This is a genomic window from Flagellimonas pacifica (genome assembly GCF_900215465.1).
Classification (GTDB): domain Bacteria; phylum Bacteroidota; class Bacteroidia; order Flavobacteriales; family Flavobacteriaceae; genus Flagellimonas; species Flagellimonas pacifica.
Genome location: NZ_OBEH01000002.1, coordinates 203,235 through 220,204 on the forward strand (window position 1 = coordinate 203,235; position 16,970 = coordinate 220,204).

Genomic DNA, 16,970 nt, shown 5'->3' on the forward strand with positions numbered 1-16,970 from the left:
AAAAGAACATGTTTTTATCGATTGGACTTGAATATGTGGATGCGGTCTTCCAGACCATTAAGGACAGTGATTTTGCAACCTACGCGATTGGGGGCATGAAGGTCTTGGCCGTGCTGTTCTTTTTGATCAATATCCTCAAGAAATATTATGAGGGTGGGGCCAACCGAGAAGGGATCACTTGGGGACTGACCCCGCCCGACCTGATCAAAAACTTCGCCGTGGTCCTGGTGGTCATTTTTTCCACTGAAGTATTGAACGCTTTTGATGCCATTTTAGTGGCTATAGAGGGACAATACCGGGGCACTGCTCCGATACTGCTCCCTTTACAGGTACAGGAACTGGCGATTGAGGAGGAAAGTACGGGCCTATTGGATGCGACCACCAAGGCTATGTCCCTGCTTTACGAATGGCTGGCGACCCCCTTTTTGGGCATTCGTACCCTGGCCTACGCTGGGGGACTGATCCTGTGGATGCTGGATTTGTTCATTTATCCTTTGTTTTTGGCGGAGCGGTATTTCCTTTTGGGGGTAATGCAGGCCTTCTTCCCCTTGGTCATAAGTATGGCGGTATTCGAGAAGTTCCGGGAGATGGGCTATCGTTTCTTCCGTTTGTACGCAGCGGTCTATATGATCGTACCGGCCTTTTTTTTGGTCAATGTATTTGTGAACGAGCTCTACCAGGAGGTAACCGATAATTTCTGGCCCAACCTTTTCGGGACTGACTTTGGAAGTCAGCTCTTTGCTCCCATCATCGAACTGGCCGGGGTCGGCTTTATCATCCTGCTAAAGTTCAAGCTCTATAGAAGGGCGACCAGTTTCACGTTTAGGCTCTTTTCTAATTAGATAAATACATATGAAAAATACGTATAAAAATATCTCGGACATTTTACGATTGAACCGCTTTATTGTTTTGGCCGTGACCGCCCTCTGCCTACTGACCAGTGGGTTTTCGCTATGGATGGCACATCAGGCCCAGCGGACTTTGTTGGAAAGTGCGTTTGCGGTCAATACCGATGGCTCGGTCATCCCGTTAAAGTTGGTCAAACAACGGGAGAACCTGGAAGTAGAGGCCCGCTCCCATCTACAGTTGTTCCACCAATATTTCTATGGCATCGATGAGAGTAACTATGAAAAAAATCTGGAAAAGGCCCTGTGGTTGGGGGACAGTTCGGTGGACGAGGCGTACCGCCAAAAACGGGCCGAGGGGGTCTACAACCGATTGTTGCAATATTCCCTTGTGGAAAAGATCATCGATATCGAAATCCAACTGAACCTGTCCGATGAACCCTATGGATTTCAAGTGGAGACCCTCTTTGAGATTGATAGGGGATCCGTCACCGACGGCTACCAGCTCATCACTACGGGCAAGCTCATCCATGTGGACCGCCATTTCCCGAACAACACCCATGGGCTGTTGATCACGGATTTCTTTGAAAAGTCCTTGAGAAAACTGGAAAATCAAGATAAAGCGAAGTGAAATGAAACAACAAAAGAACAAAATCATCTTCATCGGGGTCATTGTATCAGTCGTCCTACTCATGGTCTGGTACTATACCGGTGTGGTGGCCCAGGAAAACAGTGCCGAGGAAGAACTACGGCAAACCGAGGTGCCGACCTTAGAAGAACAGCAAAAGGAGTACAGCTCCAAATTGGAGGCTGTGAACGATGTCAAAGAGGAAAAAGAGAGAACGGCCCCGAGTATCTACTCCGAAACCCAAATCGATTCCACGGGGCTGTACGACCCCGATCTGGAGGAGAAGAAACGACAACAACTGGTGGACAGCATCTACCGGAATGGAAGGATAAACTACGCCGACACTTCCCATGATGTGGTTGTGAAAAATGTTCAAAAAGAGACCCAATCAACTGCCCCATTGGCAAAGAAGACCCAAGAAATCAGGGACTTCACCGCGACCCATATCGCCTTCTTTGCCTCCTCACCCTTGGTGGAACTACAGAGAGTAAATATGGAAAAACTAGAGACCGATGCCTTTATCATTGTAGAGGTGAACGGGGAACAAACGGTGCGTCAAAATGAACGGTTGGAACTGCGATTGGCCGTGGATGCCGAAATCGGGGGCCATACTGTACCCAGGAACACGTTGCTGTATGGCTTCGTCACATTCCAACCGAATCGTGTGTTCCTCAATATCACCAATATTGAGCCCCGAAAGGTGTCCCTGAAGGCCTATGACCTTTTGGACGGTAACGAGGGCATCTATATCGAGAACAGTTTCCGGGCAGAGGCACAGCGGGAAGTGCTGGACGATGTGGTCCAGGATATCAATGTGCCAGGGATGCCCCATGTCGGGGGCATCAAAAAGGTGTTCCGCCGCAACAACCGCAATGTGCGGGTTACAATAAGAAATCAATATCAACTCGTCTTGAAAGGGTCATAAATCCATTAAATCTTAATCGCATGAAAAAAATAATATTATTAGTGGTCGCGTTACCCATTTTTGGGAAGGCCCAAGAGAACCTTTATGCCAATGAGAGCCATGTGGTCACCCTCTTCTTTCCAAGTCCAATTCGACAGGCCTTGACCGGGGCGGAACATTTTACCTTCAGCTACAACCGGGATTCGGGACAGCATTTTGGAATCTTGCAAGCCAATAAAGGCGATGACAGCAACCTTTTGGTATTGACCGCGGACGGCCGAGCCTATGCCTATGGTCTATCGTATAGTAAACACCTGCCCATAACCCATCACTTTATAGAGGTTGGAGAAAGCATTGGCAGGGAAACCGAGACCAAAGTAACCTCGATTCCTCTAGTGTGTGATACCATCCCCAAAATCGAATTGACCAAACGAATTGATGCTGAAAAGGAAATGGTGGTAAAAGGTGCCGAATACGTATTGGGAAGAAAGACAGAAATTCTAAAGACCAAGCGCAAGAATGGTCTGATACTCCGATTGAAGGAGCTTTTCTATCATGCGGACCAGGTTTATGTCGAACTGGAAATCCAGAACCGCTCAGAGATCGATTTTGAGCTTGACATCTTGGAAATCTACAGGGTCAATGGTAAAAAAGGGAGACGTTCCTCCCACCAGAAATTGGAATTGAAATCGATTTTTAAATACAACCAACCCCATATTGTTAGGTCGGGCCATGGTCATTGTTTTGTCCATGTGGTGCCCAAGTTTACCCTGGGGGATTCAGAAAAATTGTTGGTGGAGCTCCATGAGAAAAAGGGGAGCCGAATAGTAAAAGTGCATTGGGATTGAAGCTGTTTTGGATTTTAAACCAATGAATAGCGCACTATTGGTATCCATTGATAAACTACTTCATCAAAAGCGTCTTCGACGGTATTTTGTCCTTTTTCTGGCCAACATTTGGTTTGCCCTACGGTTTAGGGCCATCTGGTTTCTTTTGTGGAGGAAGTTTTGATATTCATGGATCAATAGGGTGATATTTCCTGTCACCTCTTCCAAAGAGCCATTGGTACAAAGCGTCACAAAATAATCCCTGGCTATTCGAACGAGATAGGCCCTGTCCAGGGTTGACGATGGAATCAAGAACCACATTCGCTCTTGTTCCCCGAAATCAAAGAAAACAGGCACACTACAATTGACCCATTCCTCTAGGATTCGGGATTCTTCAGGGAAATCCGTACAGGATATTCTTATATCCTTAATGGGCAAGGAGGAACCCTCTTGGATGACCTTGATAAAACGGGATCTGTCCTTAAGTCGTCTGGTGCCATCCACGACCCATGCAAGTTTGGGATAAAATGTATTTCGGGAACGGCGTTCCTCCGGATTCAAATAGGAATGTTGGAATTCCAGTACCAGTCCGGTTTTCGTTTTGACATCAGCGATATGCTTTTCACCATTTTCACCGAACTGTACCACTTCCTGCCATTCCTCGGGAAAATGTCCCTTCCATGCGCGGTGCCATTCCGTTTCATTTTCCCACCAGTGGTCACAGTTTCTGTTCCCTTTATGCGCCCAATGGTGGATTTTAACCTCCCCACATTTAGAAATCATTGTGGCCCCGCAGCCAGGACAAATGCCCTGTGCCCCTTTATGGGCCTCCTTTTTCTTTCCATGTACTAGGGCGTATTTCATTTGCTGCTTTACTGTTGGTCCGTCCAATCGGCAAACACTCAGGTATTCATTTATTTGCCATTGAAAACCATATATCTTTTTCAAGTTAATGAATTAGGGAACAGTCCCGGGAAAATACAGGAAGATTTATCAACTATCAGGCACCAGGGGACTTGAATGGAGCAATGTCTTTGATGGTATTGGGCAGTCCTTCTTCCCGATATTGGGAATATATGCGAAAATGTACCATTTCCATGGTGCTGGGCCAACTTATTTTCCAATGGATAAAGGCGCAGAGCAAAACTGATCTACGGAGTTCGTCCTCGGATTTTCCGTCAAGGAATTTCTCAAGTACCTGCGGCGAGGACCTATGGAAATCCAAGACTTTTGCATACAGTTGGAGATTTTCATCAATCAATTGGGGGTCATAGGTTTCCATCACAGAAGGTTCAAGTTCTTGAAATTCCACATTGGGTAGGCATTCCTTTCTAAAAATGAACAGCGCATCCCGTATCCTTGGCAGACGCGGCAATGAAATTATGGGGATTTCCTTGAAATTGTTGGATTCCAAGCCTTTTAGGTCAAAGTCCGCCTTAAGCCTTTCCAAGTCTAGTCCCAGGGCCACGATAACATGGTCCTTATCGATTCCTAAGGCCTCGACACCCTTGAAAAGATCTTTCCGTTCCAATACATAGGTGCGGTCCTTTTTGAGCATAAGGGTTTGGGCAAAACCCTGTTTGATGTTGTCCCCGACGCGGTTTCCCAAAAACGTATCATAATCCATATAATGGGCCTGGGGTGCATTGCCGTAGGCATCCTTGGGAAAAACCATGGTGCCTCCCGTGATGAACCAATTGTCCAATTTCCCACTGTGCTTTTTATCTTGGATAAGTCTTTCAAAGAGCCCAAGATTGGCATTCACAATTTCGGAGGTCCGGTGATAAAATTGGGCCACTTTTTGCTCATCGACCTGCAGCTCAATCGCGTTTAGCTCGTATGCATTCTGCAATCGTTCCTCCAGCTCGTTCAGAAAATCAATGGGATAGGTCTTCCCATTACCCGAGGCCCATTCCCTGGTGATGAAATCCAACCCAAGGGCCTTCAACAGTTCTGGGTTGTCAAGGTGCTCTTCCACCAAACTCCGGAACATGGGGATGCCCTCGACCCAGCTTCTGATGGCCTGTTGGTCCTCGGGCAGTTGGGGAAAGTCCAAAGGGCGCATGGTGACCAGGTGCGGGTGTATCCTATACTGTCTGAGAAAGAGTACCGCCATGTAGGAGCTTATCCATTTTTTGATTTCCCCATCCGATTGCATTCCGCTAAGGCCGGGAAAGGGATACTTGCCCGAAATCCATTCATACTTAATGTCCCTAGGGTCCCTGACCTCATTGTAAAATGAGAATATCTGGCCCATACTCAAGGGTAACAATGGATAATCCGGGGGTTGGCTTGTAGTGTGCTTGAAAAGTTTATCGATAAGGGCATATTTCTTGAAATAGAGCAACATTCCACCCAGGGCATAATGAAACTCAATGAATTTTTCACGGTCTTTGGTAGCCGCATCCACGGCTTCCCGGTTGGTCACGATGACTTCCGTACCCTGGCGTTCATATTCCCTTTCCGGTATCTCAAAGGAGAACCGGACATATTGATGTGCCCTTTCCCAATGATAGAAAACCATATCCTCATTGTTGAGCGTCAAGGCTAGGTACAGGTTCCGCCATATCCAGTTATAGGTCTGTTCAGAGACCTTGGACTTGGAAAACTCGCCCAAAAGCCAGATACTTCCCCCTGTGCGTGTCTCCAGATACTTGGTGGAAAAGTCCACTTGTTGACTGAGCACTTCCACGGCCTTGTAGACCATTTCGTAATAGGCATTGGGATAGACCACATAATCGCCAATGGTCTCCTCGCGCTTTTTTTTAAACTCGTCGTAAAAGAAGTTCGCGATGCTGCGCACCAAGGGATAGTTTTTCCTTTTGATGCCATTCAGGAAAATATCGGTCAAGGTTTCAAAATAAACAAGATCAGTTTCTTTCACGGTGCTGTCGCATTAAATAGGAGGCCAATCTGGACGGTACATAATAGACAAAGATCCTGTTGACCAATAGAATAAAGGACACCACCAAGGCCAAGGTCATCAGTATGACCAAAATGGCACCGGAATTATCGACAAGGAATCCCAAGTCATCGAACGGGGGCAATGGGGGCAGTTTGAGGGTCCAAAGAAAGAGCGCTATCAAACTGGCAGGCAATTGGATACGGAACCATCTTCTCCGTGGTTCACTTTCGAACAGTACAACAACCCGTACCGAATTATAGGAATCGTCCAATTTGGCGATGACCTGGAGGATGATGGGGTAGGCCACTCCCAAAATGGAGATGATTATGGTCGCATACAATCCAATTTCATCCATTTGACTTTATGGTTTGGTTTCTTCTCATTTACACGGTCTTGAATTGTCAGTAAGGGATTAGACTTAATCTCTAAAAAACATTGACTTATACATGCCTTCCAATACTTTTGACCATGGGAACAAAACTATACCCAACTCAATATACGGACAAAAGGGAAAGATTACTAATCTTTGGACCAAGTTATCATCCCCTAAGCGAAATCCATTTTAAAGAGTATTGCATTGACTTGGATTCATTCTTCGAATTGATGCTTTACCAAGGTTTTGATCTTGAGCTTGCCAGAAGCTTCCAGTTTTTGGACCTGTTCTTGGGGGAACAATTGCTGCAGATAGGTCCGCATTTGGGGAATTTCATTTTCATGGGCCAGGACAATATGCGAAATCTGCTCAATGGATACGCTTAGGATGTTCTCCGGTTGGTTGAAATGGGGTTTTGGAGTGCCGGTCCATTTCTGGAAGTCCGCATTTTCCAGTCCTTTGAAATTTTTCTCAAAGATAAATCCCAAGTGGGCAAATCCCTTCCGCCATTCCCTTTCGTTGTAGGCAATCCGTACATCGCCATTTTTATTTTTCACCCTGTACGGTTTTGACAACAGTATTTGGTGATAGACATTTTCATGTGCCTTTCTGCTATACTTGGCAATGGCCGAAATCAGTTGGTCACTGGTCGTACTGTCGATGGAATTCACCAGTTCCCTCACTTCATCCAATAAGGGATTGAACGTTATCTGATCGGTTATTTTCGTGAAACCCTCAATTTGAGTAAAGGCCTTTAGGTCCTCCAGTAACTGTGGAATGATGGTCAAATCCACAAGCGTCTGTATTGCCCTGTCGATCTGGCTATTTTCATAAAGGTATATCACCGGGTTGATGTCCAGTTTCAAAGCGTCCTCCCGACGTATCCCTATACCATAGTGCCCATAGTTGACCACCTCATGCTCCCCGATATCCCTGAACAAGAGATTACTGAAGGACACCATGGGGACCAAAATTCTTCTTCGCCCCAAGGACTCCATGGCGTAGGAAGCTTTGAACCCCTCTTTCAGAATTTTTTTGAGGATCTCAAAATTGTTGGTGAAATGCAGCAGCGTGTCCACTTGTTTCATTGTTCCTTGAATTTAGGGTGCTTTGATTCGACACGTATTTGGAATTTCCATGCCAAGTCCAGTTCAAGATAGCATTCTTGGCCGATTTAAGGAACTAAAGCTTTTTGGTACTTCTATTAGTTGAAGGGCTCCCTAAAGTAACGTTTCGCCAGGGCACTAAAATCCGATTCAGGAAATGGGGCCTCGTCCATTAGGTGTCGGAACTCCTCCAAGATCTTGGCCACGGACTCCTTGTCGGTCAGCCGTACCCGGGTCTCATGGTTGTACTTCGTACCGCTATGGGTAAAGTTGAGTGAGCCCAAATAGGCGATTCGGTCATCAATGATGTAGATCTTGCTGTGGAGGTAGTTGAACAGATATCCTTGGTCATCTTCACGGCTGATCATCCTTAAGGGGAACGGGGGCGAATAGGAATAGGAGTAAATACGGATGTTCCGGAAGCCCCTATGAATCAGATAGAGCATTACTGCCAAAACGGGCATTGCCACCAAAAGATACGCCATGGGCACGACCTTTTGATTCACCAATAAGTACCCGCCCAAAAGCATACCCAAGGCTGCCAGTACCCAGCATGCACAGAGTGCCTTCCGCAACAATTTGCGCCGGTTCCGGGCCTTACCATCGATATGGACGTGCTGGTCAAGAATGTGATAGACTTCACTAAGTTCCTTGCCCTGGCCACCTTCGACCGTGACCAGTTCCACGGCCACCCCTTTTTGTCTTAGTTCCTTAAGACGGGTAATCAACAGTTTGGAAATGAACGGGGATACGATGCGTACTGATTCCCTAGCTGCGGTCAACTCCTCCATAAGCTTTTTACCGGCCCCTTTTCCGATATAGACATCACACTGTGCGTTGTTGACATACATAACATTTCGATTTTGTGTTCCCCATTAAAATTAGGGCGTTTCCAAAGGCCCGCCAACCGTTTTTTGACCGTCATTTATAAATTATCGGCAAATTTTTTCCGGTTTTGTTCATAAACGGCACCTTGTTGTTGAAAAGCCCCCGTTGCCGAGGGCCTTTTGTAAAACCTAACATTGCTCCTTGAGCTTTTGGATGCGCTCCTTGGTGCGCTTAATGCGCTTTCGGGCCACCTGTCGCTGTTCCTTTTCAATGTCCTCGATCGGAACCGAGGGAACCGTTTCGGCCAGTTTTCGAAGGGCTATGCCCTCGATGAAAGTCGGTAAGCTGTGCTTCCATTTGGCAAAGGTGGTAAGCCTTACCATATGGGCCACCTGTGCTTCGGTCAGCTTTTCCATACGTTGGAGCATGGTCTTGTTGGCCACGCCAGAACTCCATTTAAAGGCCTTGCCCAAGGTTTCCTGTACCTCCCAGGGAGCCGTGTTCCAGAGCCAGAGCCGTAGCAATAAGTTGTCCACGGGTTGTATGGAAAGCTTGTCCAATTGGTGCAGTTCCTGGGTTTCTGCAAGTGCTTCAATGATACGCTTATGCACCTTTTCGGCATCCAGCTCCAAGGCCCTCGATGCCCGTTCCTCGATTCGGACAATCTGCTCTTTCGGGGAGAGTTCCTGCATGGTACCCTTGGACCTTTGGGGCAGGTAGATTTTTTCCGGGTGGCCCTTACCGGAACCGTTGAGCCATAGGCCCTTCTTGGCTTGGTCATCATTGCCATTAAGTTCGAAATCCTCGTACTGTTCCAAAAGTTTGATGTTGTGCTTTTCGAGCAGTTTCACCAAACCCTTGGGCAGCTCATCCGCATAGGGGCTGTAGATGAAATGTACGGGCTCCGCACCGTTGATGATTTCCTTGGCCCGTGCCATCAGTTGGGCCTGCACCTTCAATTCGTAACAGACCTTGTCAAAGCACTGGTCATCGGCCTCAATGTCGGGGAAGAGCCGTTCATTGGCCCCCGAACGTTTGCTGCAGCTGGTGCACGGTCCTGCTTTTTTGACCAGGTTTTCATTGCAGACATCAAAAGAGGCCTGTTCCAGTTTGCGGCTTATCTGCCGGTCGATAAAACGCTCCAGGGCCGCCTTGGATTTTATGCCGCCCACATGGTCCATGGCATTTTCGGCCAGTTCCTTTTGACCGTCCTTGGTGAGCCGTGCAACGATCAGTGCCTTGGCCAGGTTGATATGGTCCTTCAGAAAAGCATCCTTCCATGCTTTTATGAGCTGATTCAGGCTCAAGCGTTGGATGATAAAGGTCTCGGACTTTGCCAGTTTGGAGGCTAGGTCCGCCAGTGTGTACCTTTCGGTTTCCAACATCTGTTGGAGCGTCTCCGCCTCATGGAGCGGATGGACGTCCTCCCGTTCGAGGTTTTCGATAAGCTGTACCTCCAGCACCTCTTCGTCCGACAGCTCACGGATTTGTACCGGTACCTCGGTCAGTTTCGCCAGGGTCGCCGCCTTCAGTCGGCGTTCCCCACAGACGAGTTGGTACCCTTCTTCAAAGGGCCTTACCAACAGCGGTTGCAGGATGCCCTTTTCCAGGATGCTCTGGGTGAGTTCCTTCAGGGCTTCGGTAGCAAAGACCTTTCGGGGGTTCGACGTGCCGATGGCGATGTCCTGCAGGGGCAAGGTTCGCAACCGGGCTTTTGTTTGTGTTTCCATAACAGAAAAATTTTAAATGAAACTTGTTTTTTGGGGTGCCCATCACGGGATGGCGCTGGCCCCTTTCAGCGCATGGAAAAAGGAAACCGTCCTTCGGAATAAGCCCACATGGATGGGGTAATGAAAGACGGGAGGTATTGTCTTTCCTGTATGTAATAAAAGAACTGCCCCTGGCAGCGTTTCCGAAAGGTTTCCCAGCTTTGCGCCCAAAGGGACAGGGCCCTTGATGGCCGCCACAGGCTTTCATTCCATCATTTTACCGTTTTTGGAAATCCATCAACAAAACCCGTAGCATCCCCTGGACATTAAAACGTCAGCTTTGGCCACTTTTGAAAAGGGCCTGGGCCTCTTTGTGGATACGCTCAAAGTTGCGGGCAATCTCCGGGTCATCGGGGGCATATTTGGGCTGGGGCAGGCCCCGCTCCGGACGGGGTACCGGAAAGCGGATACGGCGGGACTTCCCATCGGAAAAGGCAAAGAACTCGCCCTGTTTCAAACGGAAGAAGGCATCCGAGCTTACCTTGCTGACCTCCTTTTCGGATTTGGTGATGCGGGTGTCCGAACGGAAGGGGTCGACACCCTTGCTCACGGACTGGATGGGCTTTTTGACCATTTCAAAAAAGGCCTCAAAATACATCGCGGTGCCCGGGTCGTTCACCTTACCGAAAAACTGGTAGGAGAGGTTGGCCAATATCGCACGACTGGCCTTGTCGCCGTACATCATGTCGTTCTGGTTCTTGTCCTGCATCACATAGACCGTACTGATGTCATAGCTCCGAAGGGTGGCCGGGATGCGGTGCATGTTGAGCAGGCGGATGGTGGGGGCCTCCTCTACCAGCATAAAGGAATGGTGCCGTCCCCGAACCGCCATCTGTTTGGTGATGGTATGGAGCAGGGTCGCGATGATGGGCGAGTAGGCAATGTCGTATTTGGGATGGTTGACGATGGCCACTACTGAGGGATGGTCGGGGTTGTTGATGTCCAAGTCCAATTCGTCGGCGGAGAGGGCCATGAAGATGCGCTGGGTGCTGATCTTCTTCAGGGCATTGGCCAGGGTACTGAGCACCCCGGCGGTCTGCCGTTCGGATTCCTTTCCGGCGATAAAGGCATCGGCCATGGCCTTGGCCGTCAGGTCGGTACTGAGCCATTGGATAAGGCGTTTGGGGCTGAGGAACTGGTAGACCGCGATCAGGTGGGGCAGGGTGCAACAGCGTTCATAATGGGTGCGCAGCATCCAGATCATCCCGCCCAAGAGCCCTTCCACCGCATCGTTGAAGAACTTGGTGGAACCCTGGGCCTGGCTGTCCCGTTGTTCCAGTAAATTCTCGATAAGGACGCGGGCCACCTCGTTCACGGATTCCTCATCGGGCAGGTAGCGGGGTGCAATGGGATTGACGCGCTTGTAGATGGTATCAAAGGAGACGATGTGCAGCGGTAGGCCCTCTTTTTGGAACAGCGGCCAGGCCAGTTCGGTGATCTCAAAGTGCTTGTAGTCGTGGATCACCCCGGCAAAGCCATGCCGGTGGAAATGCTTCAGCAACGCACGCACCACGGATTCCGTCTTCCCGCTCCCGGCTGAGCCGATGATGGAGACCCCACGGCGGATGTTCCTGAGCGTCAACATACCGTTTCGGTGGCGCAACCGGGCCCGGTATTTGGCATCGACACCTTCCCGCTCCCCATAGGTGGCCACTAACAACAGTCCCAGCCCGTTCAGGAACTGGGCGGGCAATACGGCCCAGAGCAGGATATGCGATGAGAGATGCCAGGGGAACCTTACGGCCAAATGGCCCCATATCGCCAGAAAGAGCAGCGCCAATAATCCAAAGGTGTAGCAGAACCGAAAATGCAGCACCACTATGGAGAGGAACAAGAGCGGATAGGCCCACCCTTGGCCCCGCAGGTCCGGAAGATCAAAAGGTAATGTAGAAAGAAGTATCATGGGCAAGGATTTTAGACTCCGATGGAACTGGATTTTTGGGCGATGTCGATGCCCTTTTTGAGCTGCTCCAGGGTCTTTTTGGCCAGCTCCACCTTGCTCTTGGGGATATTGTGCAGGGGCACCTTGGCCCCGGCCTTGCCCAAGATCTTCAGGGCAGCGGCCCGCTCGTTGGTGGGCAGTTTTATGAGCTGTGCAAAAAAAGCCTTGGGATCCTTGTCCAAGAGGTTCCGGCCCTTGTAGCTTTCCACATAGTTGCGTTGGTGGCCAAAGGTGCGGTCAAAGGTCTTTTCGGCCTTTTCAAAGAACTCGTCCCGGCGAAAGCCCCGTTTTTCGGGCTTGCCGTTCAAATCCGCCTCGGATGCCTTATAGCTACTGCCCGGGGACAGGCTGTGCCGGTTGGTGACGTCCTTACGGCTCATCACGATGTGGACGTGCATCTGATGGCCCGGCTTTTTCATCCCTTCCTCGATGGGTTTGCCATCGATTTTATGGGGCATTTTTTCGAAAAACCGCTCAATCCGCCGTTGCATTTTTTGGCTATCGCCCTGCGATTCGCCCCGTTCCACCTTTCGGATATCGTTTTGGAGCTTTGCGATTTCTGCTTTATACTTCCGGTTCTCCTGGATCTCGCGGTCACGCCCCTTGTAGAGCCGTTGGTGCTCTATCTTGGCATAGTACTTTATCCGGTCCACGGTCACAGGTTTTTCACGGTTGAAGGAGGCCGCATAGTCCTTCATCACCTCCCGCACATAGTGCCGCAAAAGGGCGGGGTCGTTGTTCATCGCCCGCAGCTCTTTTTGGCTGGGGTTGATGGTGATGGAATAGAACTTGGGCTCGGTCCTTTTGAGCCGGTCCGTATTGGCATCGATTTCCTGGACTAAGGTCTTGGCATCCACGCGGTCATTGAACTGGTCAAAAAAGGGTTCCCGCAGTTCGTGGTGCTTTCCCTCGTTCTCCTTTTCGAGGTAGGCCACAAAATCGGCCGAGCTCTGGGAGAAGGTATTGCCCATGTGTTGGCGGGTAATGGTGATGTACATAGTACTTAAGTTTTATAGTGTTGTTTCAGTGCTTCGTATTCCTCCAGGGAAATCTCCAATTGCAGTTTGGGTCTGCCCAGACCGGGCCGTACTACCTTGATTTTTTTCAGGACCAAGTCGCCAAAACGCTCTTGGGCCTTGGCCAGTTCCCGTTCCGCATCGCGGCGCAGTTTGCGCTCGTCGATGAGTTGGAACTCCGCATCAAAATCCACTTGGTCCAGTTCGGGGAACTTGAAATCCTCTTGTTCTTCCGCTTCATTGCTTTGGGCCTTTGGCCCGCCGTCAAAGAGCAGTTCCATCATGGCCTTGGTGGGCAGCACCCCGTGCTTTTCCATGTCCCGAATGATGGCAATGGTGGCGTTGTTGCGCTTGTTGAAGAAGGTCTTGAGCTCCTTGAGGTAATCGATGACCAATCCCATCCGTCGACCCAAGCGGTCGTGCGGGGAGAGCTCGTTGTACTTGAAAAAGTCCAGCATCCCGGCCATCGCCTCCGAATGGGTCTTGAAGTACATGCGCGAAAAGGTCTGGAAGCGCACCGTGACGGGCTTCTTGAACCTGATATTGCTGAACGTACTGGTCTTGGGTTCCATTCCTGATCGTTAAAAATCTCTTTTGCCGCAAATCCGGGCCTGTTTCCGGGGGCTGTGGGCCCATTTGCCGCAAAGACCTTGGTTTCCCGAAGGCTTTTACACTGACTCCTTCGGATTTAAACCGCTGTGGAACAGTGGTTTAAAAAGAAGCGCAAACTCGCAACGTGGGGTACCCGCGTTGCCCTCTTGCTATTCCATTTTCGTCCCGCAAAGCGGGACCGAAATTTTCACAGCCTACTTTGAAATTAGATTGGTTGTCCATGATGAAAAAGGGATTTTTGGACTTTAAGACGGCAGGCCATGAAGATTTACGAAATGTTCAATCTTTTTTTGAAAACCATGGATTTTGTGCAACGGAAATAATGGGCATAAAAAAGCGGAACATTCAAAATGTCCCGTTTCCAAAATCGGTAATTGAGTTCCGGTCTGTCAAATCAAACCATTATCGGCAAAGCTGTAATAGTCGCCATTGGGCACTAGGATGATGTGGTCGAGCACCTTGATGTCCAACAGCTCGCCCGCTTTCTTTATCTTGTCGGTAAGATCCCTATCGGGCTGACTGGGTTCCAACTTCCCCGATGGGTGCGAATGGCAAATGATACAGGCGACGGATGCGGTCTTGAGTGCCACCCCAACGAGCAACCGCACATCCACCATCGTACCCGTGATGCCCCCTGTGGAGAGTTGATAGATGCCCTTGACCTTGTTGCTGTTGTTGAGCAAAAGAACCTTAAAGGCTTCCTGCAATCCGATGGTGTCCTTGTCCCAATGTTCGAAAAGTACTTCCGCAGCATCTCGGGAGCGGCTTATCTTTTGCCAAAAGGAAGCGGCTATCCGCTCTTTGTAGCTTACTTTTATTTCGTTAACTTTCGTTGTCATTGTTTTTAATGCTAATGATGTAATGTGATTTGTTAAAAATGATGATAGAGGGGGTGTTCCGGTCCAACGTAGCACCCCCTCGACCATGCTAGTATTCCGATGGCAATAACAAGGTGCCATTGATAAAGTAGAGGCGGATTTTTTCCAAGGGAAAATCCGTCAAGTGGTAGCCCTGAGTTTCAAAGACCAGCCCGTTGCCATCGCCGTAGGTGATGGAAGCGGCATAGCCCGTTCTCTCCCTTTCCGTTTCATCGTGCATCCTGAAATCCACGGTGATGAAACGGCTCTTTCCCATCAGGCTACGGGCAATGACCGAAGTGTCCGTTACCAGCCAAAAGCAGTCCGCCGCCTGTGCCAGATAGTGGATGCCCTCGGTATAATGGGTACGGATGAGCGGAATATGGTACAGGACTTCCGAGCCGTGGAAATGCTGTAAATTCTGATTAATGGTCATGGCTGTTTCCATAGTATTGCTATTGGGTTTTAGGGTCATTGTCCTCGATAAAATCTTCATCCGTGACCCCATTGACCGCATGGTTCAATCGCTTCAGTTCCACCAAAAGGGCCGTGAGTTGACATTCCGCATAGGTATTTCCCTTTTGGGGTATATTCTTGATAAGGTGCTGCAGTCCACCCATAAGGGTTTCCGCTTGCCGTTTGAATTTTGTTGCATTCATGTGTCCGTGCTTTTTGTGGTACTTGGGATAAACAGGGGATGCCCTTTGCAGGACACCCCTCGTCCAAATCCGAACCCCTATTTTTTGGTATCGTCTTTACCGTTTTCCGTTGTGGAATCCTTGTCGTTTGACTTGCCACCATTCTTGGTGGTGTCTGCATCTTTTTGTCCGCTTGTATCGTTGGACTTTGGGCTAGCTGCTTTCGGTTGGGCATTGCCGTTGGGCTTGCTCCCCAACAAAAGGACTTCATCCGCCACCACTTCCGTTACATAGCGTTGGCTGCCGTCCTTGTCCTCGTAGGAACGGGAACGGAGTTTCCCGATGACCCCGATTTCGCTCCCCTTGGAAGCATACTTCTCGATGATCTCAGCCGTCTTGCCCCAGGCCACGATGTTGTGCCAGTCCGTGCTTTCGACTTTCTGCCCTTTGGCGTTTCGGTAATACTCATTGGTGGCCAATGAAAAGCGCACCAACTTCTTTCCACTTTCCAATTCGGGTACGGTGATCTCGCCCCCGATGTTCCCGATCAACTGTACATGGTTTCTAAAACTGCTCATGATGAAATGATTTTAATTGTCCACTTTTTTATGTGGACAGGGTTAATAAATTCCCTTGTTTTGTGGACCTTTTTCTTTGTTTTTTCGGTCCATTTTAAGGGGTGTTTGTTTGATTTCTTCCGTGCGCAGCACAATGGATGAAGTGGGTTTTGTCAAGACTTTTGGACAGAAATCAGGAGGACGTCCGCGACGCCGTTTTTACCGAAGGGCTAAAAACAAGGAAGTGGAGACCTTATTTGTGGACAAAACCCGTCTCCGGTCTTGACAAGTTCCACAATGGTATTAGGAATTCCTCCAAACCCCTTTGCAAGGGAAGCGGACGGGAAGTCAAGCGACCGTGGCAATACAGGGTTTGGATTGGAATTGGTTATACCATGCCTGTTTTTCGATGCCCCGAAAAACAGCCAACGGCTTCATGCATTAGAAACCCCTTAAAATGATTGGGGCAAGGGCCACGGTTTTTAGGAGTTACCGAGCAGGGCCGAAGTAGCCCTTGCCGGGAATGACGTAAAGAAAACCGGGGGTGTGCCCTTCCGATTGGAAACTCTTTTAATATGAGATGGTCGCAATGGATATGACAGCGAAATCGCAAAGTAATTTGGCAGTTATAACCAGCGGGATAAAAAGAATCTTTTTTGGGCCTGGAAAAGTTAAACCGCTATCGCTTCCGGTTCAGCGGTGGGAGTTCCCCGAATAACTTGATATATTCAAAAAGCAACCTTTCTTCTTCCAGTTTCGGACTATTGATGGTGTACAGTTGAATGTACAACTGTTCCCTTGGGAAGGCCATGTTCAATTTTTCATTGGAATTGTACCGGCTGCCACCGGAGTGCTTGGTCCTGGAATGGAATATGCGCGACCTCAGTTGTAGCACCCTTTTTCTCAAATTATCACCTTTACCAATGTAGAGCCTACCTTCGACATCCACGCCCAAAACCCTTGGTACAGGCTTTACCATACCCTTATCCATGCAGAAGAGCCTATATACCCCAGGAGCGTTACCGATGTCGATAAATAGTTTGGAATCAAGGTCTTTGTCGCCAAGGCGATATGTATTTTGTAACATACAAATATGTTGGACATTACAATGTAAACATTTTACACAAGTTGCAAGATGTCTAAGTTGATGCCCAATATTTTGG

At 49.0% G+C, this 16,970-nt stretch carries 18 protein-coding genes; 4 read left to right on the forward strand and 14 right to left on the reverse strand.

The features are described from left to right. Nucleotides 1-8: 8 nt before the first annotated feature. The 4 genes from CRO15_RS06615 to CRO15_RS06630 are packed head-to-tail and all read left to right on the forward strand — an operon-like array spanning nucleotide 9 to nucleotide 3,225. Nucleotides 9-842 (forward strand): hypothetical protein, encoded by an 834-nt coding sequence (locus tag CRO15_RS06615; RefSeq protein ID WP_097045028.1) that lies wholly within the window; start codon nucleotides 9-11, stop codon nucleotides 840-842. 10 nt (nucleotides 843-852) lie between these two features. Further along, nucleotides 853-1,476 carry a conjugal transfer protein TraK gene (locus CRO15_RS06620; protein ID WP_097045029.1) on the forward strand — a complete coding sequence of 208 codons (624 nt, stop codon included), beginning with the start codon at nucleotides 853-855 and terminating at the stop codon, nucleotides 1,474-1,476. A 1-nt stretch (nucleotide 1,477) separates the two neighbouring features. Next, nucleotides 1,478-2,398, forward strand: a complete 921-nt coding sequence (traM, locus tag CRO15_RS06625) for a conjugative transposon protein TraM (RefSeq protein ID WP_097045030.1) — start codon at nucleotides 1,478-1,480, stop codon at nucleotides 2,396-2,398. 20 nt (nucleotides 2,399-2,418) lie between these two features. Further along, nucleotides 2,419-3,225, forward strand: a complete 807-nt coding sequence (locus CRO15_RS06630; protein WP_097045031.1) for a DUF4138 domain-containing protein — start codon at nucleotides 2,419-2,421, stop codon at nucleotides 3,223-3,225. A gap of 63 nt (nucleotides 3,226-3,288) precedes the next feature. Here the strand turns inward: CRO15_RS06630 and CRO15_RS06635 are convergent, their stop codons facing one another. From CRO15_RS06635 to CRO15_RS06710, 14 genes are all read right to left on the reverse strand, one after another. Further along, a complete protein-coding gene (locus tag CRO15_RS06635; protein ID WP_097045032.1) occupies nucleotides 3,289-4,152 on the reverse strand; it encodes a competence protein CoiA in 864 nt (287 codons plus the stop codon). Nucleotides 4,153-4,204: 52 nt separating this feature from the next. After that, complete coding sequence (locus CRO15_RS06640; protein ID WP_097045033.1) at nucleotides 4,205-6,088, reverse strand: hypothetical protein; 1,884 nt, start codon at nucleotides 6,086-6,088, stop codon at nucleotides 4,205-4,207. Beyond that, on the reverse strand, nucleotides 6,075-6,464 hold the full coding sequence (locus CRO15_RS06645) for a hypothetical protein (RefSeq protein WP_097045034.1): 390 nt from the start codon (nucleotides 6,462-6,464) through the stop codon (nucleotides 6,075-6,077). The genes CRO15_RS06640 and CRO15_RS06645 overlap by 14 nt, the downstream gene beginning before the upstream one ends. Before the next feature lie 233 nt (nucleotides 6,465-6,697). Continuing rightward, on the reverse strand, nucleotides 6,698-7,570 hold the full coding sequence (locus tag CRO15_RS06650) for an abortive infection system antitoxin AbiGi family protein (protein ID WP_097045035.1): 873 nt from the start codon (nucleotides 7,568-7,570) through the stop codon (nucleotides 6,698-6,700). 116 nt (nucleotides 7,571-7,686) lie between these two features. Next, a complete protein-coding gene (locus CRO15_RS20040; protein WP_335341503.1) occupies nucleotides 7,687-8,163 on the reverse strand; it encodes a phospholipase D family protein in 477 nt (158 codons plus the stop codon). A 441-nt stretch (nucleotides 8,164-8,604) separates the two neighbouring features. Further along, nucleotides 8,605-10,146: a ParB/RepB/Spo0J family partition protein gene (locus tag CRO15_RS06660; protein WP_097045037.1), complete on the reverse strand. Its 1,542-nt coding sequence runs from the start codon at nucleotides 10,144-10,146 to the stop codon at nucleotides 8,605-8,607. Nucleotides 10,147-10,459: 313 nt separating this feature from the next. Then, nucleotides 10,460-12,088, reverse strand: a complete 1,629-nt coding sequence (locus CRO15_RS06665) for a type IV secretory system conjugative DNA transfer family protein (RefSeq protein WP_243396921.1) — start codon at nucleotides 12,086-12,088, stop codon at nucleotides 10,460-10,462. A gap of 11 nt (nucleotides 12,089-12,099) precedes the next feature. Further along, on the reverse strand, nucleotides 12,100-13,125 hold the full coding sequence (gene mobB / locus CRO15_RS06670; protein WP_097045038.1) for a MobB family relaxase: 1,026 nt from the start codon (nucleotides 13,123-13,125) through the stop codon (nucleotides 12,100-12,102). Nucleotides 13,126-13,130: 5 nt separating this feature from the next. Continuing rightward, the gene (locus CRO15_RS19650) at nucleotides 13,131-13,715 is read right to left on the reverse strand and encodes a BfmA/BtgA family mobilization protein (RefSeq protein WP_133067218.1); all 585 of its coding nucleotides are present in this window, start codon (nucleotides 13,713-13,715) and stop codon (nucleotides 13,131-13,133) included. Nucleotides 13,716-14,144: 429 nt separating this feature from the next. Beyond that, the gene (locus tag CRO15_RS06690; RefSeq protein ID WP_097045042.1) at nucleotides 14,145-14,594 is read right to left on the reverse strand and encodes a JAB domain-containing protein; all 450 of its coding nucleotides are present in this window, start codon (nucleotides 14,592-14,594) and stop codon (nucleotides 14,145-14,147) included. Between the two features lie 88 nt (nucleotides 14,595-14,682). Next, nucleotides 14,683-15,060, reverse strand: a complete 378-nt coding sequence (locus CRO15_RS06695; RefSeq protein WP_097045602.1) for a DUF6876 family protein — start codon at nucleotides 15,058-15,060, stop codon at nucleotides 14,683-14,685. 7 nt (nucleotides 15,061-15,067) lie between these two features. Then, entirely contained in the window at nucleotides 15,068-15,271 is a 204-nt protein-coding gene (locus CRO15_RS06700) for a globin family protein (RefSeq protein ID WP_097045043.1), read from the reverse strand. Nucleotides 15,272-15,348: 77 nt separating this feature from the next. Beyond that, the gene (locus CRO15_RS06705) at nucleotides 15,349-15,828 is read right to left on the reverse strand and encodes a single-stranded DNA-binding protein (RefSeq protein ID WP_097045044.1); all 480 of its coding nucleotides are present in this window, start codon (nucleotides 15,826-15,828) and stop codon (nucleotides 15,349-15,351) included. A gap of 658 nt (nucleotides 15,829-16,486) precedes the next feature. Continuing rightward, the gene (locus CRO15_RS06710) at nucleotides 16,487-16,894 is read right to left on the reverse strand and encodes a hypothetical protein (protein ID WP_097045045.1); all 408 of its coding nucleotides are present in this window, start codon (nucleotides 16,892-16,894) and stop codon (nucleotides 16,487-16,489) included. Nucleotides 16,895-16,970: the final 76 nt, after the last annotated feature.

Coding starts and splice junctions, on each gene's coding strand:
- CRO15_RS19650 (WP_133067218.1), bottom strand. CDS start 13,715: ATGGAACCCAAGACCAGTACGTTCAGCAATATCAGGTTCAAGAAGCCC.
- traM (WP_097045030.1), top strand. CDS start 1,478: ATGAAACAACAAAAGAACAAAATCATCTTCATCGGGGTCATTGTATCA.
- CRO15_RS06650 (WP_097045035.1), bottom strand. CDS start 7,570: ATGAAACAAGTGGACACGCTGCTGCATTTCACCAACAATTTTGAGATC.
- CRO15_RS06615 (WP_097045028.1), top strand. CDS start 9: ATGTTTTTATCGATTGGACTTGAATATGTGGATGCGGTCTTCCAGACC.
- CRO15_RS06700 (WP_097045043.1), bottom strand. CDS start 15,271: ATGAATGCAACAAAATTCAAACGGCAAGCGGAAACCCTTATGGGTGGA.
- CRO15_RS06710 (WP_097045045.1), bottom strand. CDS start 16,894: ATGTTACAAAATACATATCGCCTTGGCGACAAAGACCTTGATTCCAAA.
- CRO15_RS06630 (WP_097045031.1), top strand. CDS start 2,419: ATGAAAAAAATAATATTATTAGTGGTCGCGTTACCCATTTTTGGGAAG.
- CRO15_RS06620 (WP_097045029.1), top strand. CDS start 853: ATGAAAAATACGTATAAAAATATCTCGGACATTTTACGATTGAACCGC.
- mobB (WP_097045038.1), bottom strand. CDS start 13,125: ATGTACATCACCATTACCCGCCAACACATGGGCAATACCTTCTCCCAG.
- CRO15_RS06690 (WP_097045042.1), bottom strand. CDS start 14,594: ATGACAACGAAAGTTAACGAAATAAAAGTAAGCTACAAAGAGCGGATA.
- CRO15_RS06660 (WP_097045037.1), bottom strand. CDS start 10,146: ATGGAAACACAAACAAAAGCCCGGTTGCGAACCTTGCCCCTGCAGGAC.
- CRO15_RS06695 (WP_097045602.1), bottom strand. CDS start 15,060: ATGGAAACAGCCATGACCATTAATCAGAATTTACAGCATTTCCACGGC.
- CRO15_RS06645 (WP_097045034.1), bottom strand. CDS start 6,464: ATGGATGAAATTGGATTGTATGCGACCATAATCATCTCCATTTTGGGA.
- CRO15_RS06705 (WP_097045044.1), bottom strand. CDS start 15,828: ATGAGCAGTTTTAGAAACCATGTACAGTTGATCGGGAACATCGGGGGC.
- CRO15_RS06665 (WP_243396921.1), bottom strand. CDS start 12,088: ATGATACTTCTTTCTACATTACCTTTTGATCTTCCGGACCTGCGGGGC.